This is a genomic window from Priestia sp. TGN 0903, assembly GCF_050846855.1.
Lineage (GTDB): Bacteria > Bacillota > Bacilli > Bacillales > Bacillaceae_H > Priestia > Priestia zanthoxyli.
Window position 1 is genome coordinate 891,564 of the sequence record NZ_JBOZGL010000001.1, and the last position, 25,498, is coordinate 917,061.

The 25,498-nt window shown below is 33.4% G+C and carries 33 protein-coding genes; 9 read left to right on the plus strand and 24 right to left on the minus strand.

Features of this window, described 5'->3' with window-relative positions; genetic code table 11:
* The 4 genes from ACRPLY_RS04535 to ACRPLY_RS04550 all read right to left on the minus strand — a co-directional run bounded on the left by ACRPLY_RS04535 (position 1) and on the right by ACRPLY_RS04550 (position 2,634).
* Positions 1 to 690 carry a response regulator transcription factor gene (locus ACRPLY_RS04535; RefSeq protein ID WP_165635817.1) on the minus strand — a complete coding sequence of 230 codons (690 nt, stop codon included), beginning with the start codon at positions 688 to 690 and terminating at the stop codon, positions 1 to 3.
* Positions 691 to 702: 12 nt separating this feature from the next.
* Complete coding sequence (locus tag ACRPLY_RS04540) at positions 703 to 1,287, minus strand: TlpA disulfide reductase family protein (protein ID WP_165635816.1); 585 nt, start codon at positions 1,285 to 1,287, stop codon at positions 703 to 705.
* Positions 1,288 to 1,307: 20 nt separating this feature from the next.
* On the minus strand, positions 1,308 to 2,024 hold the full coding sequence (locus ACRPLY_RS04545; RefSeq protein WP_432231612.1) for a cytochrome c biogenesis CcdA family protein: 717 nt from the start codon (positions 2,022 to 2,024) through the stop codon (positions 1,308 to 1,310).
* Between the two features lie 208 nt (positions 2,025 to 2,232).
* Positions 2,233 to 2,634, minus strand: a complete 402-nt coding sequence (locus tag ACRPLY_RS04550) for an OsmC family protein (protein WP_432231613.1) — start codon at positions 2,632 to 2,634, stop codon at positions 2,233 to 2,235.
* 236 nt (positions 2,635 to 2,870) lie between these two features.
* Here ACRPLY_RS04550 and ACRPLY_RS04555 point away from each other — a divergent pair, with 236 nt between their 5' ends.
* Together ACRPLY_RS04555 and ACRPLY_RS04560 are read left to right on the plus strand one after the other, a co-directional pair.
* A complete protein-coding gene (locus tag ACRPLY_RS04555; protein WP_165635813.1) occupies positions 2,871 to 3,308 on the plus strand; it encodes a ferritin-like domain-containing protein in 438 nt (145 codons plus the stop codon).
* Between the two features lie 244 nt (positions 3,309 to 3,552).
* On the plus strand, positions 3,553 to 3,729 hold the full coding sequence (locus tag ACRPLY_RS04560) for a hypothetical protein (protein ID WP_430078664.1): 177 nt from the start codon (positions 3,553 to 3,555) through the stop codon (positions 3,727 to 3,729).
* 109 nt (positions 3,730 to 3,838) lie between these two features.
* Here ACRPLY_RS04560 and ACRPLY_RS04565 read toward each other — a convergent pair whose 3' ends face one another.
* The 11 genes from ACRPLY_RS04565 to ACRPLY_RS04615 all read right to left on the minus strand — a co-directional run bounded on the left by ACRPLY_RS04565 (position 3,839) and on the right by ACRPLY_RS04615 (position 9,757).
* Positions 3,839 to 4,615: a sulfite exporter TauE/SafE family protein gene (locus ACRPLY_RS04565; protein WP_165635812.1), complete on the minus strand. Its 777-nt coding sequence runs from the start codon at positions 4,613 to 4,615 to the stop codon at positions 3,839 to 3,841.
* A 67-nt stretch (positions 4,616 to 4,682) separates the two neighbouring features.
* Positions 4,683 to 4,910, minus strand: coding sequence for a sulfurtransferase TusA family protein (locus ACRPLY_RS04570; protein WP_047934454.1), 228 nt, complete (start codon positions 4,908 to 4,910; stop codon positions 4,683 to 4,685).
* Between the two features lie 61 nt (positions 4,911 to 4,971).
* The gene (locus ACRPLY_RS04575; RefSeq protein WP_432231614.1) at positions 4,972 to 6,099 is read right to left on the minus strand and encodes an MBL fold metallo-hydrolase; all 1,128 of its coding nucleotides are present in this window, start codon (positions 6,097 to 6,099) and stop codon (positions 4,972 to 4,974) included.
* A gap of 49 nt (positions 6,100 to 6,148) precedes the next feature.
* Positions 6,149 to 6,544 (minus strand): DsrE/DsrF/DrsH-like family protein, encoded by a 396-nt coding sequence (locus ACRPLY_RS04580; RefSeq protein WP_165635810.1) that lies wholly within the window; start codon positions 6,542 to 6,544, stop codon positions 6,149 to 6,151.
* Positions 6,545 to 6,570: 26 nt separating this feature from the next.
* Positions 6,571 to 7,128, minus strand: coding sequence for a sulfurtransferase TusA family protein (locus tag ACRPLY_RS04585; protein ID WP_165635809.1), 558 nt, complete (start codon positions 7,126 to 7,128; stop codon positions 6,571 to 6,573).
* 52 nt (positions 7,129 to 7,180) lie between these two features.
* On the minus strand, positions 7,181 to 7,477 hold the full coding sequence (locus ACRPLY_RS04590; RefSeq protein ID WP_165635808.1) for a rhodanese-like domain-containing protein: 297 nt from the start codon (positions 7,475 to 7,477) through the stop codon (positions 7,181 to 7,183).
* Positions 7,478 to 7,498: 21 nt separating this feature from the next.
* Positions 7,499 to 7,867 carry a rhodanese-like domain-containing protein gene (locus ACRPLY_RS04595; RefSeq protein WP_165635807.1) on the minus strand — a complete coding sequence of 123 codons (369 nt, stop codon included), beginning with the start codon at positions 7,865 to 7,867 and terminating at the stop codon, positions 7,499 to 7,501.
* Positions 7,868 to 7,915: 48 nt separating this feature from the next.
* The gene (locus ACRPLY_RS04600; protein ID WP_047934468.1) at positions 7,916 to 8,398 is read right to left on the minus strand and encodes a DsrE/DsrF/DrsH-like family protein; all 483 of its coding nucleotides are present in this window, start codon (positions 8,396 to 8,398) and stop codon (positions 7,916 to 7,918) included.
* Between the two features lie 162 nt (positions 8,399 to 8,560).
* Positions 8,561 to 8,821, minus strand: a complete 261-nt coding sequence (locus ACRPLY_RS04605) for a metal-sensitive transcriptional regulator (RefSeq protein ID WP_165635806.1) — start codon at positions 8,819 to 8,821, stop codon at positions 8,561 to 8,563.
* Positions 8,811 to 9,188 (minus strand): sulfurtransferase, encoded by a 378-nt coding sequence (locus ACRPLY_RS04610; protein WP_165635899.1) that lies wholly within the window; start codon positions 9,186 to 9,188, stop codon positions 8,811 to 8,813. Before ACRPLY_RS04610 ends, ACRPLY_RS04605 begins: the two co-directional genes overlap by 11 nt.
* A 185-nt stretch (positions 9,189 to 9,373) precedes the next feature.
* On the minus strand, positions 9,374 to 9,757 hold the full coding sequence (locus tag ACRPLY_RS04615) for a DUF302 domain-containing protein (RefSeq protein ID WP_165635805.1): 384 nt from the start codon (positions 9,755 to 9,757) through the stop codon (positions 9,374 to 9,376).
* 325 nt (positions 9,758 to 10,082) lie between these two features.
* On the opposite strand from ACRPLY_RS04615, the gene lgt reads away from it, so the two are divergent.
* Both lgt and ACRPLY_RS04625 read left to right on the plus strand, forming a co-directional pair.
* Entirely contained in the window at positions 10,083 to 10,898 is an 816-nt protein-coding gene (gene lgt / locus ACRPLY_RS04620; protein WP_165635804.1) for a prolipoprotein diacylglyceryl transferase, read from the plus strand.
* Positions 10,899 to 11,766: 868 nt separating this feature from the next.
* Positions 11,767 to 12,351, plus strand: a complete 585-nt coding sequence (locus tag ACRPLY_RS04625; RefSeq protein ID WP_165635803.1) for a YitT family protein — start codon at positions 11,767 to 11,769, stop codon at positions 12,349 to 12,351.
* A gap of 823 nt (positions 12,352 to 13,174) precedes the next feature.
* On the opposite strand, the gene ACRPLY_RS04630 is transcribed toward ACRPLY_RS04625, so the two are convergent.
* Positions 13,175 to 13,387 carry a hypothetical protein gene (locus tag ACRPLY_RS04630; RefSeq protein ID WP_165635802.1) on the minus strand — a complete coding sequence of 71 codons (213 nt, stop codon included), beginning with the start codon at positions 13,385 to 13,387 and terminating at the stop codon, positions 13,175 to 13,177.
* 195 nt (positions 13,388 to 13,582) lie between these two features.
* Between ACRPLY_RS04630 and ACRPLY_RS04635 the strand changes: the two genes are divergently transcribed.
* From ACRPLY_RS04635 to ACRPLY_RS04645, 3 genes are all read left to right on the plus strand, one after another.
* A complete protein-coding gene (locus ACRPLY_RS04635; protein ID WP_165635801.1) occupies positions 13,583 to 13,786 on the plus strand; it encodes a helix-turn-helix transcriptional regulator in 204 nt (67 codons plus the stop codon).
* The gene (locus ACRPLY_RS04640; RefSeq protein ID WP_165635800.1) at positions 13,787 to 14,218 is read left to right on the plus strand and encodes a branched-chain amino acid ABC transporter substrate-binding protein; all 432 of its coding nucleotides are present in this window, start codon (positions 13,787 to 13,789) and stop codon (positions 14,216 to 14,218) included.
* A gap of 133 nt (positions 14,219 to 14,351) precedes the next feature.
* Complete coding sequence (locus tag ACRPLY_RS04645; protein ID WP_165635799.1) at positions 14,352 to 14,651, plus strand: hypothetical protein; 300 nt, start codon at positions 14,352 to 14,354, stop codon at positions 14,649 to 14,651.
* Positions 14,652 to 15,227: 576 nt separating this feature from the next.
* Here the strand turns inward: ACRPLY_RS04645 and murI are convergent.
* The 3 genes from murI to ACRPLY_RS04660 form a co-directional block, all read right to left on the minus strand.
* Positions 15,228 to 16,031, minus strand: a complete 804-nt coding sequence (murI, locus tag ACRPLY_RS04650; protein WP_165635798.1) for a glutamate racemase — start codon at positions 16,029 to 16,031, stop codon at positions 15,228 to 15,230.
* 844 nt (positions 16,032 to 16,875) lie between these two features.
* Entirely contained in the window at positions 16,876 to 17,928 is a 1,053-nt protein-coding gene (locus tag ACRPLY_RS04655) for an enoyl-CoA hydratase/isomerase family protein (protein WP_165635797.1), read from the minus strand.
* 83 nt (positions 17,929 to 18,011) lie between these two features.
* Entirely contained in the window at positions 18,012 to 18,809 is a 798-nt protein-coding gene (locus ACRPLY_RS04660) for an enoyl-CoA hydratase (RefSeq protein WP_321201902.1), read from the minus strand.
* Positions 18,810 to 19,172: 363 nt separating this feature from the next.
* On the opposite strand from ACRPLY_RS04660, the gene ACRPLY_RS04665 reads away from it, so the two are divergent.
* Entirely contained in the window at positions 19,173 to 19,769 is a 597-nt protein-coding gene (locus ACRPLY_RS04665) for a TetR/AcrR family transcriptional regulator (RefSeq protein ID WP_165635795.1), read from the plus strand.
* Between the two features lie 591 nt (positions 19,770 to 20,360).
* On the opposite strand, the gene ACRPLY_RS04670 is transcribed toward ACRPLY_RS04665, so the two are convergent.
* From ACRPLY_RS04670 to ACRPLY_RS04680, 3 genes are all read right to left on the minus strand, one after another.
* Positions 20,361 to 20,693, minus strand: coding sequence for a hypothetical protein (locus ACRPLY_RS04670; RefSeq protein WP_321201901.1), 333 nt, complete (start codon positions 20,691 to 20,693; stop codon positions 20,361 to 20,363).
* Positions 20,694 to 20,755: 62 nt separating this feature from the next.
* Positions 20,756 to 22,198 (minus strand): aspartate ammonia-lyase, encoded by a 1,443-nt coding sequence (gene aspA, locus ACRPLY_RS04675; protein WP_063247028.1) that lies wholly within the window; start codon positions 22,196 to 22,198, stop codon positions 20,756 to 20,758.
* Between the two features lie 37 nt (positions 22,199 to 22,235).
* Positions 22,236 to 23,507 carry a cation:dicarboxylate symporter family transporter gene (locus tag ACRPLY_RS04680; protein WP_165635794.1) on the minus strand — a complete coding sequence of 424 codons (1,272 nt, stop codon included), beginning with the start codon at positions 23,505 to 23,507 and terminating at the stop codon, positions 22,236 to 22,238.
* An 881-nt stretch (positions 23,508 to 24,388) separates the two neighbouring features.
* On the opposite strand from ACRPLY_RS04680, the gene ACRPLY_RS04685 reads away from it, so the two are divergent.
* On the plus strand, positions 24,389 to 24,574 hold the full coding sequence (locus tag ACRPLY_RS04685) for a hypothetical protein (protein WP_075420359.1): 186 nt from the start codon (positions 24,389 to 24,391) through the stop codon (positions 24,572 to 24,574).
* Between the two features lie 291 nt (positions 24,575 to 24,865).
* Here ACRPLY_RS04685 and ACRPLY_RS04690 read toward each other — a convergent pair whose 3' ends face one another.
* The gene (locus ACRPLY_RS04690; RefSeq protein ID WP_255219823.1) at positions 24,866 to 24,991 is read right to left on the minus strand and encodes a hypothetical protein; all 126 of its coding nucleotides are present in this window, start codon (positions 24,989 to 24,991) and stop codon (positions 24,866 to 24,868) included.
* Between the two features lie 33 nt (positions 24,992 to 25,024).
* Positions 25,025 to 25,297, minus strand: a complete 273-nt coding sequence (locus ACRPLY_RS04695) for a GlsB/YeaQ/YmgE family stress response membrane protein (RefSeq protein WP_028408939.1) — start codon at positions 25,295 to 25,297, stop codon at positions 25,025 to 25,027.
* Positions 25,298 to 25,498: the final 201 nt, after the last annotated feature.

Genomic DNA, 25,498 nt, shown 5'->3' on the forward strand with positions numbered 1-25,498 from the left:
TTATTCCGTCTCATTTGTAATAACAAATCGATATCCAACTCCTCTAACTGTTTGAACGCTAACTAGTGACTCATCGCCGATTTTTTCCCGAATATGTTTCACATGAACGTCAATTGTCCTCTCATATATGACTTTTTCATTAAGAGGATACAGCGTATACAACAATTGTTCTCTAGATAAAACTTGATCAGGATGCTGCATCAGCTCTTTTAAAATAGCAAACTCTGAAGCTGTTAGATTTAATAAGGTTTCTCCGTTCCAAACCTCATGCTTTCTAGGCTTTAACGTAAGGTTTCCCATTTTTATCTTTTGACAATGGTGATTTGCTCTTCGTAATATAGTCTCTGCGCGTACCACTAATTCTTCTGGACTAAATGGTTTTGTGACGTAGTCGTCTGCGCCCATTTTTAGACCACTAATGCGTTCTCGTTCCTGGACCTTAGCAGTTACCATAATTATAGGTACATCACTTTGGTAAACTTCTCTAATATGATGGCACACTTCTTCTCCAGACATTTCAGGAAGCATTAAATCTAAAACAAGAAAGCAAGGAGATTCTGCCTTAAACTTTTCTAAAGCTTCTTTCCCGGTAGATGATGTTATCACATGAAATCCTGCTTTCTTAAAATATATAGCCATTAAATTTTGTAACATTTGATCATCTTCTGCTATTAATAAGGTTTTTAACATATTTCTCACCTGCTATTGAGCTTTCTTTACTTCGTCTACCATCCAATTATAAGACATTGGACCAACAACATGCCTTCTAATTACTCCTTTGTCATCAATTAAATAGCTTGAGGGAATGGATACAACATTAAATTGATTAGAAATTTCTCCACTCTTATCTAGAGGTACTGGAAACGTAATTCCATATTCGTCGGTAAATCTTTTTATATCCTCTTTATTCTTTTCAGCCGACGTCAAATTAACTGCAATAATTTCTACATTCTTATTCTTATGTTCTTCGTAGAACTTTTGCATGTCTGGCATTTCAGCTTTACACGGTGGACACCAAGTTGCCCAAAAGTTTAAAATAACTGTTTTCCCTTGATAATCCTTCAAATTAAAGGCCTTTCCGTCTAATGTTTCTAGTTGAATATTGGGGACGTTTTGTCCTTCTAGGATCCCCACTTCACCTTTTGGTGCTGATTCGGTAGATGCTTGCTCATTATGAAGTTTATTTCCATTTAAGTAATTAGTTGAATTGGATCCTTTATACTCGTTATATAGAAAGAGGCCAATTCCTGTACATAATACCACAACTAATCCTAGCTTCCAGTTCATCTGCTTCAACCTCTCTAGCTTTAAAATGTAAAAATCGTAAACCGCGAAAAGTACGCACTTATTTTTGTCAGCTGACCTGTAAACATTAAAATACCTAATACAATCATAATAGATCCGTTTAGGATAGAAAGTTTTCCTAAATACTGATTAATAATACGAATAATACGTAGAGACTTTGTCATCATAAAGGAGATGAATAAAAAAGGCACAGCCATCCCTAAAGAGTAGATACTTAGTAGTAACATCCCCTGAATGAACGTACTGCTTGATCCTGCAAGAAGCAGAATTGATGATAACGTTAGTCCTACACATGGGGTCCATCCACTGCCAAATGCAACACCAAGAAATATCGACGATATCCAGTTAGTTGGTTTTTGCAATTGATGATCCCATTTTTTTTCTTTCATCAAAAATGAAAGCTTAAATATACCCAACATTTGAAGACCAAAAAGAATAATTAAACCTCCACTGATGTATTCAATTAGTTGACGATTCATTCGGAATAGTTGTCCTATAAATGTAGCTGAAGCTCCCATCACTATAAATACAAGACTAAATCCAATAACAAATGCTATTGAACGCTGTAATAACAACTTCTGATTAACTTGTAATTTTTGATTTTGAATATTTCCACCAGTTAAATGAGACAGGTAGGCCGGCAAAACAGGAAAAATACAAGGAGAGAAAAAAGAAAATAACCCGGCTCCTAATGCTACCCACAACGGTATTTGATCCATCTTTCCACCTCTTTATTCATCATTAATCTTATTTTGAATGGCGTTTATTAAGATTTAATGAAGATTTTAAAAGAGACCAAATGAATATCTTTATTTAACTTTTATCCCTATATGAATATAAAAGTCCAAAAGGGAAAAGGTGTAAAAAAAATCACACCTTTTCAAGGGTTATCATCAAATTAACGTATGTACAGTTTTTAGTGGGAATTTATTGTTCACTTCCTGAAGGGAGTATTCTAAAAGAAGGCATAATTTCAATTGCCTCTTTTACTGATTGAATCATGCCACAATTTTTCATGGTTAAATCAAGGGCTTTCTTTATTTTCACCTCTGATAAATTGGCTCCTTCTACTATGAATTGGATCTTAATTTCTTTAACTCTGTTTGCCTCTTCTAAAACCCGTTTGACCTGAGTTTCCATACTAAGACTTTTAATATATACTCTTTGCTTATCTGTAATTTTTTTAAACGTTAAACTAGCACATCCAACTATAGCTGAAGTTAATACATCTACTGGACGAAATCCCTTTTCTTGATTTGGAGAGATCACTAAATCGTTATAAGCATGTTTTGCAGTTACTATCTCCTCATTTTCAACAATAAATCTCACTATTCTTCACTCCTTTTTTATCCTTTTATTTTCTATCCTTTATGTTAAAGTTTGATGAATTTAGAACTTTTTACTACTTTACTCTTGGAGGTATGTAGATTTATACGTTTATTTATAATATTTTCTTTCAATACTTTATACTTATCTAGTAAATTTATTAACTGCTAAAAAGGTTCTATTCTTAGGATTTTACGACATACACTATAGTAGATTTTAATTCGAATAAGGAGGTAGACATGACATATCCTCAATTTCCAACCTATAGTTATATGAGAGTGGATCCCGTTTTAATTAATGATATTGAAAAAGCTATTAATGGGGAGTATGGTGCTATTATCTGTTACGAGCAACTAGCTAAGATTGCACCCACAAAAAAAGAGCGTGAACGTATTCTGGAGATAAGAAAAGACGAAATCAAGCATTATCAAACATTCTCTACAATTTATGCAAATCTAACAGGTAAACAGTTTGAAGCCAGCGTTTCAGAAAAGTGTCCAAACACTTATAAAGAAGGGCTGCAAGTTGCTATTGAAGATGAACAAGAAACGGTAGACTTCTATCTAGATATTTCAGATAAAGCACAAGATGTGTATACGAAAGAAGCCTTTCGACGGGCTGCAGCAGACGAACAAAATCACGCCGTATGGTTTTTATATTTTTACACTGACCTTTAAATTATGTGCTTAAAGAGATCAACAGTAAGTTGATCTCTTTATTATTTACTTATATAAGAGAATAATGCTCTCCTTCTGTATCCGTATATATTAATATTTGGAAATGAACACACAAGTAGCAGCCTCTATATCAGGAAAATTCCCCTTCTATGCTTCCTTTTCTATTGACCACTTTACCTAAACCCTTTATAATTCTCATTAAATCAATAAGAATTTACGGTATTTCTTAAAGGAGTGGAAATTGATGAGATTATGGGACATTCTTTTAAAGGAACGATGCCCCAAATGCAAGAAGGTATTGAATACAAGGAAATCAAATGCTTTATCTGCTACTGTTATCAAGTCTTGTCCTGATAACCATTACCAAAAAGAATTTCATCCTGCACTTGAGACGTTCATTGAGAGCGATAAAGTGTCTTAAAATAAAAAGGAAAGACCAAAACTCCCCTCTAGATTTTGGTCTTTCCTTTTCTTTTATTATTCTAAATCATATAAGATTTTATTTAGATAACAATTAGCTTCAACTTTACTCAGAGAAGACCTATCCAAATTTTAATAGCTGTAGCCAAAATCAACAGAGCTAATATCCATTGTAAGATCTTTGTATTTACCTTTTGTCCTACCTTTGCTCCTAGTGGAGCAGCCAATAAACTGGCGATAATAAGAATCAAGGCTGGAAGGAAAAGAACCTGACCTGTGGTGATTTTCCCAATAGTTGCCCCAATTGAAGAAATAAATGTAATCGCAAGAGACGAGGCAATGGTTATTCTGGTTGGAATTTTTAATACAACCAGCATGATAGGAACTAAAACAAATGCTCCTCCTGCCCCTAAAACTCCTGCTACTCCCCCAATCACAAAAGCTAAGAAAGAAGCTAACCATTTATTAAACGTCACTTTCTCGCCTGCTACGTCATCTAAACCTTTTTTTGGAATGAACATTAAGACAACCGCAATAAGTGCTAAAATTCCATAAATAAAATTCATGCCTTTTTCAGACATCAAGTGAGATAGATAACTTCCGATTAAGCTACCGATTAGTATACTGCTTCCCATATAAATGATTAAACTTTTGTGTAAGAAACCACTCTTACGATAAGCCCAAACGCCACCAATTGTCGCGAAAAACACTTGTATAGCCCCAATACCTGAAACTTCATGTGCGGTTAATGCCATCGTACCTATTAACGGCGGGATATACAATAACATAGGATAGTTGATAACGGATCCGCCGATACCAATCATTCCAGAGATAAAAGAGCCAAAAAATCCAATGATGAAAAGAGTGATTATAAACGTAATATCCACTAGGGTTTCCTCCTTTCCAAATGAAAAGGGCACCTTTTAAATGGATACCCTTTTCACTCATCATTAATTAGCCTTTTTTAATCCAAAACTTTAATACGTCGCCTTCGTCAGCATGATCTAAAAGCTCGTGACCACCGGACTTAGCCCAAGCTGCTAGGTCATTCTTAGCACCTTTATCTGTCGCATGTATTTCTAACACTTGACCTGATTCTAACTCATTCATAGCTTTCTTTGTTTTTACGATTGGCATTGGACATGCTAATCCTTTTGCGTCTAACATTTTATCTGCGTTCATATTTATCTCTCCTCAGTTTACGTAATATATAAATCATCCAGTTTTATCTCTTTCTTACAGCTTAACGAATAGCACAGCGATTTGGTCCAATTTCCATTTCACGTTGCTTTTCTTCATCTGGCTTTACTTTACCCATGTTTGTTTCACGAATCTCTTGATATGCATTTGGTTGTGGTGGTAAATTATCAGTTACTGCATGTCTAAATTCTGTTTCGTCTTCAATATTTAATCCATGGTTTTTCGCAAATAATGTACCTAATTTTTCAGCTACACTGCCATTGTCATTTAATTCATCGATAATCATAAAGTGAGCTGGCAACACAATTAACTCATCTGATAGGGCTTTATAACGTTTATAAAGCGTCTCTCGTAAATCGCCTACCCAGTCTTCTGCCATACCAGCTAAATCAGGACGTCCAATTGAATCAATGAACAAAATATCACCTGAAAGTAAATACTGGTTATCAACAATGAATGAAGTTGAACCAATGGTATGACCTGGTGAATATAAAGGCTGAATCGAAATCGTTGTATGACCGATGACCACATCATTGCCTTCTTCTAATGGTTGGTAATCAAAAACTACCTCTTCTGCATCCTTTGGTGGTAACCAGTAGGTTGCATTTGTTTTCTCAGCAATCATTCTTCCACCTGAAATGTGATCAGCATGGAGATGCGTATCAAACACGTGGGTAATTTTAGCTCCAATTTCATCCGCAAAGTCTATAAAAATGTCCGTCATACGTGTTGCATCAATAATGGCAGCTTCACCCTTTGATACAACCATATAAGATAAACAACCTTTACCGATACGAACAAATTGATACATTTCCCCGCCATCTTTTAAATCGCCAACTTTAACAGGCTCTAAATGTTCACTCCATGCTTTCATACCACCTTTAAGGTAGGAAACCGTAAGACCAGCTTCTGAAAGCATCTCAGATACCATCACGGATGAACCCTCTTTGGCACAGACAACTAATACTTCTTTATCAGAAGGAATTTTCTCTAAAATATCTTCTACTCCATCTAAAAGATCAAAGTAAGGAACATTTAAATGATCAAAGTAATGACCTTCAATTTTCCAATCACTAAAATCACTTTCGTTACGTACATCTAAAATAAATAATGGTTCTTTATTAAATATCTTTTGTGTAACTTCTTTTGCAGTAAGTGCATGGACAGTCATATTAAAATACCTCCTATAGTATATTTTTCTCTATGTTTATGAATTAAAATTAAAACGTTAAAGATACATTTGCATCTTTGGCAAAGTCTAAAAATGTAACGGCTCCGCCTACTTCAATACCATCTACAAAATCCTCTTTTGTTAAGCCCATCACGTCCATTGTCATTTGACAGCCAATGAATTTAACACCCATTTCTTGCGCCATTTCAACAAGCTCTGGAATAGAAGGGACATTTGCTTTTTGAAAACCTTCGGCGAAGTGTTCTTTCCCTTCAGGCATAGCTAAGTGTTTATGACCTTCTTTATGGATAAGATTTAACCCTTCAAACGTAAAGAAAATTGATACCTCTTGATCGCTTGCTGCTGCCGCAGTGGCAATGTTAAAGACTTTATATGCATCAAATAATCCACCATTTGCTGCGATAATCGCTACTTTTGAACTCATCTCTATTTCCTCCTTAAAATTGTTTGTTATTCTGTTTTTCCTGTCCAGTCACGCATACCAGGAACCACATTGATTAAGTTTTTGAATCCTTGCTTTTTCATCGTTTGTCCTGCCATTTCACTTCTTCTTCCAGAATGGCAGATGATATAAATTTCATCTTCTTTATTTAATTCATCCAAGCGTTTTTCAACTTCACCAAGAGGAATATGGACAACACCTGGAATATGAGCTTCTTCATATTCCTCTACTTCACGCACGTCTAAAATGTGAAGAGATTCATCATTTTCTACTTTTTCTTTAAATTCCTCTAATGAAATTTCAGGAAGAGGCGTTACTTTCTCTTCAGCACCGGTCCCACCCTTACGGAGAAAGTGGTGAAGTACGTCTCCTTCTGTCTCCGTTCCTAGATACTCATGTCCTGTACTTTTAGCCCATGCTTGTAAATCTGCTGTAGAGCCTTTATCCGTTGCTTGAATTTCTAGCACTTGACCTGCTTCTAATTCATTCATTTTTTTCTTTGTTCTGACGATTGGCATTGGACATGCTAATCCTTTTGCATCTAATACAACATTTGCTTCCATCATTTCTTCCTCCTTATAGTTAATACTAATGGGGGTATATCAAAACCCAAAAAAATTATACCGTTGAACCCTTCCACTCCATCATTCCACCATTCATATTGGTTACGTTATACCCGTGTTTTTCAAGAAGGCGGGTTGCCATTGAGCTTCTGCCTCCTGATCGACATACAACAATGTATTCTGTTGATTTGTCTAGCTCATGCATACGGAACTCTAATAAAGGTAGTGGAATATGCAACGCATTTGCAATTTTACCTACTTTAACTTCCTCTACTTCACGTACATCTAATACTTTGACAGGTTTTTCTTTATCTAGTAGTTGTTCTACTTCTTGTGGTGAAATTACTTTCAAAGTACTATGCCTCCTATCGTATTAACGCCAAGTGCTCATGCCACCTTTTATATTAGTGACAGATGTAAACCCTTGTTTCTTCAACATTTTACTTGCCTTCATACTTCTCATTCCACTCTGACAAATAACCAAAACTTCTTTTTCTTTTGATAATTGGTTAGCTTGTTTTGGAAGCTCGGATAAAGGAATGTTTTTGAACCCTTTAATATGCTTGGTCCGATACTCATGAGGTGTCCGTACGTCGACAAATTGTTTCTCTTTTTTCTTTAACTCTGATTTTAGTTCCATAGTAGTAATTTGTTTAATGCCTTTCGCAGGGACAAAACGTCGAACTAAAAACCATAAAACCAATGCAATCATTAAAACGTTGATTAACGTACTGCTATCCATAGTATTTAGTAACCACCCTTCATTTATTTATCCAATTTTTAATAGATCTTAGATAAATAAGTTGACGTTTCCATCCTCGGCGTCTGCTAAATAAGCTGCCACACCTGCGTATTCAATTCCCTCTAACAATTCTTTTTCCTGTAAACCAAGAAGATCCATTGTCATGGTACAGGCTACTAATTTTACATCCTGTTCTTGAGCCATTTCAATTAATTGCGGTAACGATAATGCATTATGCTTCTTCATAACATTTTTAATCATTTTTGGCCCCATACCCGCAAAGTTCATTTTAGATAATCCCATCTTATCTGCACCGCGCGGCATCATTTTTCCAAACATTTTTTCTAAAAACCCTTTTTTAGTAGGAACTAACTCTTCTTTACGTAACGCATTTAATCCCCAAAATGTGTGAAAAATTGTTACTTCATGATCGTAAGCAGCTGCCCCGTTTGCAATAATATAAGCTGCCATTGCTTTATCGTAATCACCACTAAATAATACAATCGTTGTTCGTTTCTTCTGTTCAGTCATGTTGTTCCTCCTTAATATATTACCCTTAGGGGTATATTTAAAACTAAAAAAATAACTTTTTTAATAAATGTCTTATTACTTTTTAACTTTATACCTATAGGGGTATATTACAATACTTAAAAGTATTCGTCAACCTTAATTTGTATGAGTTGCTGGGTACTTTTAGCGACTCTTCACTAATAAAGTAACAGCTTCTTTTACTAAATTATTTGTTTCTTCTCCATTCTGAATGCTTTCACGAACACAATGTTCTAGATTTTCACTTACAACAACGCCCATTGCACGATCAATGGCACTACGTGCAGCAGATAATTGAGTAACAACATCTCTACAATCTTTTCCTTGTTCCATCATACTTAATACACCTTTGATTTGACCTTCAATTCGGCGTAAACGATTTTTAATCTGTTGATTATACTCCATAACCTAACATTCCCTTCTTAGATTTATTTTTACAAGGACATGATGCTAATTCGTAGCTTTGAATGGTAAATCCTCTTTTTCTTAAAAAACGTATTCCTAGGTTTAGCTCTACTCTATCTGCAGCTATTATGTGTATTTTACCTTTTGGAATTTCTAAATAAAAGCGTTTTAGATATGCATACGGAATATTTAATATCTGTATACTACTATCATACGTCGTTTCGTTATAATTACGAATATCTAATACCGTAATATCTTCCTCTTTTATTTCATGTTTATTTATACAAAGAATACCTTTAACAGGATAATAACGTCGATATCCAATAAAGATAACAATTAGCAATAAAATGATGGCTATATAACTAATTTGAAGCACCACCTTATGAATAAAAGTAATTTTGTTTACAAACCAATAATATACCTATAGGGGTATCTAGTCAAGCGTTAAATTTAATTTTTTTATCAGAACATGAATATCCAAACAAGAAGAAAAGATACCCTTTTAGATATCTTTTCTTCTTACGTATTTCTTATTCGACCTTGTGGAAAGACTCATACAGATTGATCAATACAGTTGATTAACCTTTTTTCAATATCTTCTGCTAACGTTTGAAGTTCATGGTTGTTAAGCATACTAATCATGGCCGTTGGCTTAGGCATGCCAATCTTTGTTTCTTCTCCATCTTTATATACAACTATTTTACAAGGTAAGAAATAGCCTACTAAAAGGTTCTCAGAAAGAACACGTTGGGCTTCTTTTGGATTGCACACTTCTAATACAGTAAAAGGTGTATTAAAATCCTGCCCTTTTTCTTGTAGCTTTGCAGTCAAATCAAAATTCCATAATACACCGAATCCTTCACTTTTCAAGCTTTCTTCTAAAGAATGAATAGTTTTTTCGAGGCTTTTCGATGTTTCTACCGTGTAATCAAACATTTAATCTCCTCCTTCTTTACTGGTTTAAATATACCCCTTGAGGTACTTCATAAACCTCTAATACTTAACAAGACGAATACATTCATGTGAAGATTTCTCTTTTCTTATTCTAATCTTTACAATTGTAAGGATAATATTCTGTTAAGCTAGATTAGTGAAAGGAATATTGGAAGAAAAGTTTAGTTGAAGGAACACCCTTAAGTTATAACTCTTTATAAGTGAGGATTTCGCCTTATTTACATTAATAGGTATACTAAAAAGGCACTCTAATTTAGCGTAAGTCTGAAAAATTTATAAGTTTGTTTGAATTAAAGGAGGAAGAAAAATGCCTGAACACATACATCCCCTAAATCCTATTGCCTTCCACTTAGGCCCTATTCCTGTCCATTGGTACGGCATCATCATAGGATTGGGTGCTTTTTTAGGGTTCTTGCTGGCGTCTAGAGAAGGAAAGAAACGAGGTATCTCATCAGAAACAATCTCAGATTTGCTCCTACTAGCTTTACCCATCGCTATACTGACAGCTCGAATTTATTACGTAATTTTTGAATGGAGTTATTATAAAGACAATCCAGGTGAGATTATAGCAATTTGGCACGGTGGCATCGCAATTCACGGTGGTATTATTGGCGCTGTATTGACAGCGATATGGTTTTGTAGAAAAAAGAATCTATCTTTTTGGAAAATGGCCGATGTTTTAGCTCCTAGCTTATTATTGGGACAAGCAATTGGCCGTTGGGGAAATTTTATGAACCAAGAAGCACATGGTGGACCTGTTACTCGTCAATTTTTAGAGTCCATACACTTGCCTCATTTTATTATTAATCAAATGTATATTGATGGAACTTATTATCACCCAACCTTCTTATATGAGTCTGTATGGAATATAGTTGGTGTTATCGTATTAATTGTCTTAAGAAGAACGATTCTAAAAAGAGGAGAAACGTTCCTTTTATATCTGACATGGTATTCAATAGGCAGATTCTTTGTGGAAGGGTTACGTACAGATAGCTTAATGTTAACTTCTCATATTAGAATAGCTCAATTAGTATCTTTGCTTTGTCTGATAGGCAGTTTGTTTTTACTATGGTATAGACGTAAAAGTGGAATAGAAACTAGTAAATACGTGTCTAGCCCATAAAACCACACGCTTTTTTTGTAAAGTAACTCGTACCTTTATCACAATTGGAAGAAGCAAAGAAAAAATCCATTGTAAAGTCAATAAAGACTATCTCTATAGGAACGAGCATATGATAAAAGGTGCGCTTTCTATACATGATTTCTTCATTCACCTCGAAATGACGTTAAATCAAAGATGTGTAAAAAGCTGCATACATTCGAAATCTATCCTATCTTCCCCCCTTGTGGTGCAAGGGGGTCTTTTTGGCGTGTGTTCCGGAAAAAGGCTCTATGTTAACTACGGGTGTATATCTTATATAACTTAAAAAGTGAAAAACCTACTGGACAGAGTTCAGTAGGTTTTTCTGCTCTATTGTAGTAAGGATTTTCGCAGATGCCTCACGGCATCTTGGGTAGTTTGTTCTAGTTGCAGTGTTTTAATTCATATAAAAAGCAAACTACCTACAAATAGAAAAAACCACTGGGACTAGCAGTAGTTTTCTCTAGTGCAAACTATGTTTTTATTGATGACTTTAATCATCATGAATAGTGTGGTTATACTAATGAATTTTATTCCTAGATAATCGATAAGAAAGAAAGCTGCCAGGGAGGGCAGCTTTCTTTCTTACAAGGTTGCAGTGGAAGACGCCGTTCAGACATCTTGAGTAGTTTGCTCAAATGATAAAAAAGTATTCAATTTAGACAAGTTGCCTGATAAAGAATGAAAACATATAGTGTAACCAGAATGCTTTCGGCTCTGAATCCGTATTTTTTATAACCTCCCTGATCTATAAAATTAAAAAGCGCTTAGAATAATTTATTCTAAGCGCTTTTCCGATAAAAACATTCATGACAGCTAGCTAAAGCATATACATATAGTAAGAAATAAATTGACTAAAAAGGTGATTATTATTATTCGGAAAATACCGGTTGTTCTAGTCGGAAGCTTATTGTTAAGTATAGGAATTAATGGATTTTTAGTTCCTCATTATTTGTTAGATGGAGGAACAATTGGGATTGCTCTCATCCTTCACTATTATTTTGAATTTCCTACAGGTGTGATGATTATTATTTTGGGTTTTCCATTATGTTGGTTTGCTTGGGTTTATGAAAGAACTTATTTTTATAATAGTTTTTATGGTTTAGTTATTTCTTCTTTATTGATTGATTGGCTAGAACCTATTAAAGACCAGTTTCAACTGCCTGTTTTTCCTAGTGTAATCCTTGGAGGAGTGTGTATTGGGACAGGGATTGGTCTTATGCTTCGATATGAGACAAGCACTGGAGGAACAGATTTACTAGCACAACTTATATCAAAAGCTTTTTCTTTAAACATAGGGATGGTTATTTTAATTATAGATGGTTTTATCATAACAGCAGGTCTTCCTTTATTAGGACCTAAAACGTTTCTTTTTTCATGTTCAACAATTTTTATAGGTGGAATGACGACTTCGTTAATTACTAAAAAAGAATAATTTGGATTATAAAATTAATATCTTCTATCCTCCATTTTTTGCACTTTCTTGATTTTTATAAATTTAAAAGGCCCTTATAACAATTCTGAGATTGACTAAAGGGTTCTTTTTCATGGTTCGTTCCTAGAGTAGGTTTTATGTTAACTAGAAAAATGAATAGCATATGAAAAGTATTTTGAGCCTTATTTTGTATAGTTATTTGTCTGTTTTACGATAATCTTTAAAATAGTAGATTATAAAAATGGAAATAAAAAAACCGATGAAAAGTCCAATAAGACTTTCTATCTGAACATCTTTATCTCCAATTATTTGACCATAAATTATTCTAAATACAATACCAATAAAAGATAAAACAGAAGCTATTATGGTAATACGTAAAAACTTAATAAAAACCCCACCTTTTCATTGAGTTTATTACCTTTTTTTTACATATACGAAAGACTTACACATGAAAATCAGCATTTTGCATTGCTCACTCTTCCGAAAAAAAACATTATAGCAAATAATACAGCTAATCTTTTTGTTGGTTTTTAATATTTTTATAATACATTTGTATATATGCCATTATAGAAATCCCTGTACTTATTGAAATTTTGAATGTATTACTTAATTTTTCATTGATAATAAGTTCAAGTATGAATGTTAAAATGTAAGCGTAAATTGCAACAGCTACGGTTTTAAGTAATATTTTGTTCTTCAGCACACATCCCTCCCACTAATTTTGTTCTCTAAATATTAAAACAAACGGCCTCTTAAGGAGATTTTTACTAGTGATAATTTGCATTGTGTTAACTAACTACAAGATGCTAAAAAACTAGAATTTTCAGCTTAAATAGGTACTTCCAAATGCAAGGAGACCTATTAATACGATAACTAATATATTAATATACACTCTTTTTTTGTTACTTTTTATCTTTTCTGGTTCATCGTTTACGGACTCTTTAATTAATAAGAGTCTAATTTGTATCACGCAGCTCACAAAAGCTATCATAAGCGTAATTAACACCATAATTTGAAAAGAAGGTAATTTGAACATCTTTTCCCTCCTGATATTTGTAAATATGTTCTATTTTTATACTTACCCTCTATATCTCATTAAAAGCATTATTTATAATCTTCTCTGGTTTCCTGTAATGCTGATTGTATAAATTTAATTCGGGGGAAATGTAATATATATATTGAATAATGTAATGTATATGTTACACTTAAATTAGGAAGGAATTGGTTTATTTTGAAAAATAACGTAAAAATATTTCGTGTACAGGCTGATTTAACTCAGTATCAATTAGCTGAAAAAGTTGGTGTTACTCGTCAAACCATTAGTTTAATTGAAAAAGGAAAATATAATCCTACATTAAAACTTTGCTTAGAAATATGTTATGCAGTCAATAAAACCTTAGATGAGATTTTTTGGATTGATCAGGAGGAGATTTAAATGAAAGTAATAACAGACGAAAGACTTGTTATCAAAAACTTAAAGAATATTCGTTTTGCGTTTGCTTTTCAAACTTTGGCACTTGTGGGAATTGTAATATACGACGGCATTACGAAAGGATTCAATAATATTACCAACAACCCTATATGGCTAGTCTTGATACTTACTAGTGTTATATTAGGGTATTTGAACTTGAGTATTTCTGTTGACTCCTATGAAAATGAGAAAAAAATTAGAAAAATGCCTTATTACTTATTAGTACTATGTTGTGTAGCTGTCGGAGTTATTTTTGGCTTACTAACAAAGGTAACATCTGATAATAGTTTGACTGATAGTATAATAATTGGTTCAGTTATATTTTTATGTTTTTTAGGAACTTTTTCATTTGGTTATTTTTTAATAAAAAAACGCTCTAAAGATGATGAAGAATAAATAATAAACACTTCCTAAATTAACGTTATGATGTTAACTAGAAACATATTGTACTCCGAGGGAAAAAGGTGTTTATTTCCCTTTTCGCTGTATATTATAGGACTATGCGGTGCTAAAAATAGGAGGAAATTAGATGGGGAAATTCTTTAAAAATGCTTTAAAGGTATCAATAGCCTCTTTAGTCATTTCGATAACTTTGTATGTAGTTATAATTGGATTTTTTCTTTTATCAGTTGTCACAGCAAACGCTTTTGGTACTGTAATTAAGATTACTGTGCCTATTTTAACCCTAGTAACAATTTTAGGATTTATTTATTCTTTCTTTATTAGAGGTAAACAAAAAATTCCTTTTTTAACATTGCACTTTGTTTCTTTATGTACTCTTTCATTTGGTATCTATCTCGCTATTAGTTTTCAAGGCTTTGCTCCTTAAGAAAAGTTTACATATACAAAAAGAATCCTTTGCAAATCTGCAAAGGATTTTCAAATTTATTGGAAAAGGGGGAATACGTTATTAGTCTGTCCAGATTTGTAGATTCATATACATATATCTTTGAAAACAAATGTTGTCATTCACTATATTTACAGAAGATGACCTTGTCTCTGTTTCATTGTTTGTTAAGTAAACACTAAATTATTTTATTTATTATTAAGGTTTTACTATTTACTCTAAGTGACGACAAATATGAACTTTTTCTATAATGTATGTAAATAATAAAGCATTTATAACGAACATGCTTTATTATTTAAACATTACTATAGAGTTATCATTAACATTTCTTTTTACAATTTATATACTTATTACAGTGTTATCCTTAGATACTATACGTGAATAAACCTTATTGCCTCCATATTATGTTTGATTTACATGGTCCTGCCTTAAGTTGCCCCCGTAAATTAAAGATAGAATGTTTTTAAATTGACTAGAAAACGGAGATTAGTATTAAAAAGGCAGCTAAACTTGTTTTATTTCTATTTGTTCCCAAAGGAGACTTGAAAGCACTTTTATTTAAGGTGATTCCAAGTCTCTTTTGGGTTTATTTAATTCATTTTTCAGTATATTTAATGCACCTTCCATCTTCATCATATAGTTGTTCTCCACACTAGAGCATTGAAACAAAATATCATTATTCCCACTGTCACTTAGTAATTCTTTTTTTTTAAGGAGATTAGACAACTTTTTTACGGTACCTTTGCTACCACTAATAAGATGAATATGAGAGGGAAGAAATTCCCTTAATATAGGCTCATAATAAGGAAAATGAGTACATTCTAATGCAACTGTACCATATTGATTTAAATCAAACCCTTCTAGCTTTGTTTTGAAATACGTACTTAATTCATCCCAGTTAAAGTTTAAGTCTTCACAGAATTCCACTAATTCTGGAAGGGGAAATAGGTCAACAATTAGTTTCTTATCAATTTTGGTAACTAATTTTCTGTATTTCAATTCTTTTAAGGTTAAGTCTGTACCAAAGACAAGCACTCTTTTATCCAACGAACTACTTAGTTTAATAGCAGGATCTACAGCAGAGTCTATTCCGATAATAGGGATATTATAAGTAGATTTTAATTCATTAAGATGGATACTAGTAGCTGTATTACAAGCAATAACAAGTGCTTTAATTTCTTCTTGAAGAATATTTTCTACTGCAGTTTGGACATGTTTGTATACTTCATCTTTCGTTTTGGTTCCATAAGGGATATTTTGTGTATCAGCATAATACAGAAAATCTTCTGTAGGAAAATGTTTTATTACTTCATTTAATATTGATATTCCGCCTATTCCCCAATCAAAAAAACCAATTCTCATACTATCACCTTGCTATTCAAATATTTTTAATGACATTAATTATTTCTTTAAAATGAATGATTGAATAGGAAAAGGGTCAATTACGTTGAGTAAGTACATCTTCTGTATAGTGACATTATGGTAAATAGACTATATAGCTATAAAAACAGAAAGCGTACAAATTATTTGTAAACCAACTGTCCTGATTTTCTTGATAACAATTTTAGAATTCCTCAACTTTTCAGTATGTTCTGCTTACCTTTTCCACAATAACCTTTGTAATTCTTAAGGGTTACTTCCCCCTCTTATGTTCCTTAAATACCTCCTGTACTGCTGTACGTAACACTTTAGTCTTCAAAGCTGTTCCTCTATAAATGTTCACAGTAACTTGATTGGGAGTTATTTAGCATTCTATAGCTTTTCTTAATGGTATATCTGTGTTTATCTTCTTTTAAGAATTGAAATTGTCCACATTGTTTTTCTTCAATAAAACCCTGGTGTTTTTTGATAAATTAAGCTCTTTTCCAAGTTCTTCATTCTCATACTTGAGCTTAATCATTCTTATTATGGAATGATCAAGTGCGCTTCCATCTCCTAGAAACGCACTTTGTCGATATTTTTCATATTTGCTTGGCCAACCACATAGCGTATGTGAATCAATAGATAATTCTTTCACAACTTTTTTACAAATAGATGCTCTGTCAGAACAGAATAAACGGCAGTCATTTTAAATTTATCTTCTTTTCAATGAATGATAATATTTGGCTCAAAGTTTTCCTATTTTCATTTCATAACGATTTTAACAGTACTCAGTACTCACACATACACGTTCTCTATGAGTTTGGAAAACTAAACTGAGCAAACGCTATGATTGAAAAAAAGACGTAACTTTATCCCCTGTTACTGAGTTAAAAGATATAGGCTCCCACTTTGGATTATAATCTTTGTCAACAAGTACAGAGCGAATCCCTTCGTAAAAATCATGAGATTTCATAAAATTCATTGCTAGGTTCATTTCCATATCTAAACATTCTTTTAAAGACTTTAGCTTACCCTCTTGGAGTTGATAAAGAGTTACTTTTAAAGATGTTGGCGACTTAGAGAGAATGATATCTACGGTTGCTTGAGCCCACTCATCCCCTTTATGTGATGATTCTTCAAGGGACGCTATAATTTCTTCTAAAGTATTAAAATGAAAATGTTCATCAATTTTCTTCTGTAACATTTTAATACTTGAGGACGGTTCTGGAGTAATGCAACTTTTTTCAAGCATTAAATTTAATTTTTGATGTGCTGATTCTAAATGCCAGTTTGTTTCATTGATCTCTTTTATCACACCATCCCATTTTGCATTCTCTAGGTAATAGTCTCCGGCTCCTACATAGAATACATCACCAGCTTTTAAAATGTTAGCTGTTAAAGCCAAATAACGGCCCACATGTCCTGGCATTCGATTCAAGAAATAGCTCGCTCCTACATCAGGAAAAAAGCCAATATTCATCTCAGGCATTGCCCATTTTGTTGTTTCTGTCACGATACGGTGTGATGCTCCTATAGAAAGTCCTACTCCTCCTCCCATAACAATTCCATTCATATAAACGAGGATAGGCTTTGGATAATGGTGAATATTATAATCTAGTTGATATTCGGTGGAAAAGAAACGTTCAGCATAATTTTCAATACCAGTATTCTTTAAATCATATAGTTTGCGCATATCACCACCAGCACAAAACCCTTTACTTCCTTCGCCATGAATACAAATCAATGCAATTTTATTGTCAGTTTGCCATTCTTTTAGTTGTGTGGAAATAGTCTCTACCATCTCCACATTTAGTGAATTTAATGCTTGTGGACGATTCAATTTAATCCATCCCACACCATTCTGTATATCTACTTTTACGCTAGCTTGGGCACCCATATAATCACCACCTGAATTAATGTTAGTCATTATCTCATATAAAAACTTTAATTTCGTATGACATATGAAACTCTTACTGAATATTATTCATTTTTAAATTCTGGCTTGCGCTTTTCCATAAAAGCACTGACGCCCTCTTTTATATCTTTTGTAACAAATAAGTCGGACCAAAGATCTGCTTCAAGGCTTAATCCCTTTTCTAAGGTTGTTTCTATCCCTCTATTAATGGCTTCAATTGTAGCTGAGATAGAAGGTTGACTTTTATTCAGAGCAATCTTCTCGGCAAAAAGTTTTACCTCACTCATTAAATCAGAAAGAGGGACTGACTTATTCACAAGACCCTTTGCTTCTGCTTCTTTACCACTAATGGGTTCTCCAATTAAGATTAGTTCAAGTGCTTGAGATTTATTTAATATACGTGGAAGCCGTTGTGTACCTCCAAATCCAGGAATTAACCCTAAGTTGAGCTCGGGTTGTCCAAGCTTTGCTTCATCTGCTGCAATACGCATATGACAACTCATTGCCAACTCTAATCCACCCCCAAGGCAAGCCCCATTAATAGATGCAATTACAGGTTTTTTAAGATTTTCAATTTTATTGAAAACTACTTGTGCTTTAACAGAAAGATCTCTCCCTTTATCTTTACTATCAAATGCCTGTGCAAACTCTTTAATATCGGCTCCTGCAGCGAAGAATTTACCTTCACCTGTAAGTACAACAACTTTTATTTCTTGTTCTTCTGCTACGTAGTTAAGACATTCGTCTAGCCCTTTTACTGTAGCTCCACTTATGGCATTTACCGGAGGGTTATTCAGAGCAATATAAGCCACATGATTTTCTGTTTTTAAGTTAATATTTGTAAATGATTTTTCAGTTGTCACTTCTATCATCCTCTTTTCCTTAGTGAATTTGTTGAAAAGTAAACTGTTTCTTTTAGTGCTAACTACATTCGTAAGACTAAAATCCCTACTAGAGTGAATTATTCTTTGCAATATGAGAAATTGTTCAATATCCTGCTAACAGATTCCAGAGATGTTACAGAACTTAAGATGATGAATGCTATTGTCTCCTTCGTCTGGTGAGAATATTCTCATCAAATAGTTTAACTTAATTATTCTGACCGGTCAAATTTATTCTGTCTAGTCAGAATAAATTTCTTGAGATTATTTTGTGAATTTTAAGTTTGTTTTTTGTGGTCCTTTTTTTAGGTATAATTAAATCTAGAAAAAGGATGGTGGTTTAAAATGGGTAATAAAGCTGAAAAGCGCCGTAAACAAATATTAAAGGCTGCCTTTAAAGCTGTTTCTGAAAAGGGTTTTCATAACGTTACTTTACAGGATATTGCTGATTATGCTGATGTCAGTAAAGGAGTAGCCAGTTATTACTTCAAAAACAAAGAAGATATTTTGGGAAGTCTACTGGAGGAGATAACTGAAAATATATACATACGCGAACACGCAGCGATTAGCCAAGAAGAAACAGCAACTGGGAAATTACAAGCTTATGTCTACGCTGCTTTTGCTAGTCCAAGAGATAACCGAAAGTTTTATCGAGTATATCTAGAATTTTTAACTCAAGCAAATCATAACGAAAAATTTCGTCAAACAAATGAAAAATTTTACGAAAATTGCTGGTCAATTGGACGTGAAATTATACAACTTGGTCAACAGGAGGGTATATTCTCTGATATAGATGTTAATAAAGCCTCTTATACGATTCGAGCATTAATTGACGGTTCTCTGATCCAATGGCTCATGCGAGACAATGATGATTTACATGATTTCTATCGTGATAATTGCTTTGAGACTCTTTCGAACTATTTGATGAACAAAGGTGCTTAGAAATATTATCTTAAAAACAGCCCTATTTTAATGCATCACTCTCAAATTAAAATAAGAGTATTTGACTTTATATTTCTGAAGGTATACCCTAATTACGATGACTGACATAAATCATCAGCTCTCATTTATTACGTGTAATCTCAAAAACCACTGATGATCGTCAGTGGTTTTTGAATGTATAAATACTACTTTTTGCATGCCCTAGTATGTGTATCAAAGATGTACTGTTTATGCAGATATGTGACTAATGTTCTTCCAAAGAACTTCTTTAAATTAAGAATTTGTGAAAAGTCGCGCACTACGAAAAAAAAGCCGTTATCTGAACCTCTTACTACAAAGACAACTGTTTAAATACTAGTAAAAAGCCAATTCTTAATTATTAAGAATTGGCTTTTTACATAAGGTTTCTAATAACAGTCTCTATCTAAAAGAGAAAGTAACATCCTGTAATATCATAACGTTGGTTAGATACTTGCTATTTATAAAATTTGTAGACTTTCTAAAAATATTTCATATAAAAAAACGTAAATAGGAGCCTGAGCTGATCTCCTATAAATTTAGCTTAGAATTTTTTTTATTTCCTTGTTATAATTACTTCCTTTCCTCATAAGCCCTTACCTTATTGTAAAACGTCGCTTTCTTCATGCCTATTTCCTTCATAAATGCGACAGCCGTAATTGTTCCAGACTTCCTTTCTTTATATAACCTATCCCATTCTTTAGGAAAAGCAATGATGGGACGCCCTAGATGTTTTCCTTTTGCCTTAGCAACGGCTATTCCTTCTCGTTGGCGCTGTAAAATGATTGCTCGTTCCTGTTCCGCCATAGATGTATAAAAACATTTAGGTGGTACTTGGACTATAAAAAATAGCCTGGTTTGAATGGCAGTTGGTATTTTTAGACGTTTATATAGAAAATAAGCCACCTAGGGATATCCAAAGTAGGTGGCTTATACGATAAACTTAATATGGAGCAAGCTGTTAAAAATTAATTTCTGTCAAAAAGAGAGCTGCCAGATATACCTGGGTTCGTCATTTCATAGGGATTTAAAATTAACTCAAGCTCCTCCTCAGTCAATACGTCATATTGCAAACATAGTTCTCGTACCGACTTTCCATTTAAAATAGCCTCTCTAGCAATTCGTGCTGCTACTTCGTATCCGATATGTGGATTTACGGCTGTAATAATCCCTACACTTTTTTCTACATACTCTTTTAAACGTCCCTCATTTGCTTCAATGCCTCTTAGACAATGGTCTGTGAAGACGTGGAATGCGTTATTCATAATACTGATTGACTGAAGCAAGTTAAATACAAGAACAGGCTCCATCACATTTAGTTCAAGCTGACCTGCTTCCGATGCCAGGCAAATTGTATGATCATTACCTATAACTTGAAAAGCTACTTGATTAATCATTTCAGGCATGACAGGATTGACCTTTCCAGGCATAATAGATGAACCAGGTTGACGAGCTGGTAATATAAGTTCAGCTAATCCTGCACGAGGACCCGACGCCATTAATCGGATATCATTCGCAATTTTAGACATATTAATCATGCACACTTTTAAGCTAGCGGAGACTTCTGTATAAGCGTCTGTATTTTGAGTCGCGTCTACAAGATGATTGGCCTTCTTAAGTGGTAAACCACTAATATTTGCTAGATATCTTACAACATTTTCGATATAACGTGGATCTGCATTTAAACCCGTTCCAACTGCAGTTGCTCCCATATTAACCTCATATAAATGTCCATAAGATTGCTTAATACGTTTCATATCGCGCTCAAGAACACGACTATATGATTCAAATTCTTGACCAAGACGGATTGGAACCGCATCCTGTAGGTGAGTACGTCCCATCTTTATAATAGAATCAAATTGTTCTGCCTTTTTCTGAAATACACTGTGCATATAATTCATTGTTTTCAGTAACTTATTTAACAGATTAAGCGTTGCAATATGGATAGCAGTTGGGAATACGTCGTTTGTTGATTGTGACATGTTTACATGACTATTAGGGCTTAAATCGGAATAAGAACCTTTCTTATGACCAAGTAACTCTAAAGCTCTATTTGCAATAACCTCATTTGCATTCATATTCATTGAGGTCCCCGCACCACCCTGTATTGGATCAACAATAAATTGATTGTTTCTTTTCCCTTCAATAACCTCGTCTGCTGCTTCAATAATTGCATTACCCAACCCATCATATAACCTTTTTGTTTCCATGTTAGCAAGAGCAGCAGCCTTTTTAACGATCCCTAATGCTTTAATAAGTTCTGGGTGAATTTGATATCCTGTTATTGGGAAGTTTTCAACTGCACGTAAAGTTTGAATCCCATAGTAAGCATAAGTAGGAACTTCTTTTGTTCCTAGGAAATCTTTTTCAATTCTTACATTTTGTTTTTCTGGTATTTCTATATTTGTCATAACATTGATCTCCTTCTTTACATAAAAAGAAATTTTTTTATGCTACGTCCGATTTTCTAATAGAATCTGTATAATGCTTTGCTTTTTCTTTGTCGAATCCGCCTTCCCACTTAGACATCACAATAGCAGCTAATGCGTTACCTACTACGTTGACAGATGTACGAAGCATATCTAAAATACGATCAATACCAGCAATGAATGCCATACCTTCTAGAGGTAATCCCATTGAGCCCAATGTTGTTAATACAACAACAAATGAGGCGCCCGCAACTCCTGCCATTCCCTTAGAAGTCAACATCAACACAAGTAAAAGTGTAATTTGTTCTACGAAAGATAAATGAATCCCATACATTTGTGCAATGAAAAGGGCAGCAATGGCTTGGTAAATGGATGATCCATCAAGGTTAAAGGTATATCCTGTCGGAATAACAAATGATGTGACAGCTTTCGGACAACCAAAGTTCTCCATTTTAGTCATTAACCTTGGCAATACTGCTTCAGAGCTTGCGGTTGTAAACGCTAAAATTAACTCATCTTTTAAGATTTTTATAAGCACTAAAACATTAGTTCCAGCCATTTTTGCAATAATACCTAATACTACAAAAACAAAGAAAATCATGGTCAGATATATAACGAGTACTAACTTTCCTAAAGGGATTAATGAACCAATTCCAAACTTCGCCACATTCAAACCAATTAAAGCAAATACTCCGAATGGAGCAAATTTCATAACTAAGTTTGTCATCCAAAACATGGATTCCAGTACGCCTTCAAAAAAGTTTAAAACTGGTTTGCCTTTTTCTCCAATTGCTGCAACTCCTAGACCAAATAAGACTGAGAAAAAGATAATCGCTAATAAATTCCCTTCAGTCAATGATTGGAATATATTAGTTGGGATAATATGAACGATTTGAGCTGCTACACCTGTACTCTCAGTTGTTTTAGATGTTTCTTCATACTTGGATATATCACCTTTCTCAAGGTTCCCCATATCTATACCACTACCTGGATGGAATAAATTTGCGGCTAATAATCCCACTGCTAATGCAATCGTAGTAACAATTTCAAAATAAAGAATGGTTTTTCCACCTAGTCTTCCTAGCTTTTTAATATCACCTACACCAGCTATAGATACGATTAGTGCAGATACAACGATAGGAATAACAATCATTTTGATTAGGTGAAGAAAAATATCTCCTAAAGGTTGAAGAATGGCCATCGCTGTATTATTTCCATAAAAAATAGCGCCTATAGCAATCCCGAACGCAAGTCCAATAAATATTTGTGTAGCTAATCCCAATTTCTTCATAGTTGTAACCCCTTTCAATTTATGGTTCATTAAAACACTTAAAGAGAGCCTATGCTTAGGCTAGCGTCTATAAAAAAGACAATGATTAAAAATAAGTCCAATGTGTGAATAATCTTTAAAATAAATGGTAATCATATAATTTGAAATTAACTCCCCCCTTCAGTAAAGCGTTTTCAAAATCTTTATTGTGAAAATCCACTTTTTCGGCTCACCTTATATACCTGAGCATATAGTATCATTTATAAAGAGATTTTCTATTATCCTTTTAACCTTTTGAAATCCTGTTTATTGTCTAACATTCATATAAACCTAGAAGTGACTGTTACTAGATTTATATGAATGTTAGACAAGAGTACCTTAATCTATTATCCCTTCATTTCAGATAAAGAAATATCTTCTTCTTTTATTTAGAGATAAGGAAATCATAACATTAGATATCTCTATAACTTGTTAAAATAATTAAACCCTTTAAATTTTTTCTTCGAACGAAATGATATCGCTTTCAAAAGTCTCGATCGTAGCAACTACATAATAATAAACATGAGCTTCCTGTACATAGGTATTGAATGAAATCAAAAAATGATAATAACGAAAATTATATTTTAAATTTCGTGTTCTCTTTTTGCGTACTTCAGTTACATTATATTTATATACAACAGATAAATCAAGAAGATTATTATTCATTTCGCGTACATTTTATTTAGACAAGCCTCATAGAAGTGAAGAATATTTAAATAACGACGAACTGTTATTTAAATATTAACCTTTCGTAGCGTGAAAGAGCCTATGTTTTTAAGAAATAATAAAAACAAAGTAATTTTAACATACACCTTTTATATAGACCTAATTGTGTTAGTCTAATAAAAGTCAAATAGAAAAGAGTGATCAACCTGGAAGAAATAAAAGAGCAAGAAATCGATCTTGAAAAAGTGTATGACTATGTGGAATTTCCGGATAAGGTTAGTGGCCGTTGCGATAACTGTAACTCAGCTTACTTCAAAAGCTCCGTAAAAGGTGGCGTTTTCTTACGTGAATGTAGAGAATGTGGCATGAAGAAGAGTATATAAATATATGATAACCAGGCCCTTCAGAATTTAAAGAGAACTTTTGTTTATGTTCAATAAGGTTGAGTAATAGATACTTCAGTTTAAGTGAGGAAGCTAATCCCCAACCTATAAAAAGCACAGATTCTAGGGCCGTTTACGCCTTACCTGCTGCAGTAATGAAGCATATCTGCACTTTTCGATAATAATAAGCGACCCTATATACTGTAAACAAAGTTACTAAGGTCGCTTATACTATATTTTGATTTATTGTTTTTTTGTCTGTTTCTTTATAATAAAATATCTGTAATCTCATTAATCTTCTGACAGAATTTCGCTATCATTATTAATTTGATCGAATAAATAAGTAAGATAAGAATCTAGTTCAAATTGATTACCTTCAACAAAATCATATAGCATAGAATTATTTTCTTCTCTCATTTTTAATCACTCCAATTTAAGTTTTTTCAATTTTTATACATGATGACCATGATTCTTTTTTTGACCCATTTTTCTTAAAAGAAAGCTTACAATTAATACTAAAATGATTGATCCAATAATTGCTGGAATGATTGCAAAACCGCCAATGACTGGCCCCCAACTTCCCAAGATAAGGCCGCCCAACCAAGAACCAATAAAGCCAGCGATAATATTACCAATAATACCTCCAGGAACGTCGCGTCCCGTAATTAAACCGGCGAGCCACCCAATAATTCCACCTACAATTAGCATCCATAGAATCTCCATTACTACTTCCCTCCTTTTAAATTATTTAGTTAACTTTACCCCTCACTAAAACTCATTAATCTTGTTATTTTTTTCCTAATCAGAGTTTTTCTCGTATATAACCATCTACGCCTTACTTACTGCAGTAAGAGCTCCTTGTTGTTTTTTGAGTAGACAGGTAAGTTTACTGCAGTAGCTACATCATAGTATCTAAAGAATTAA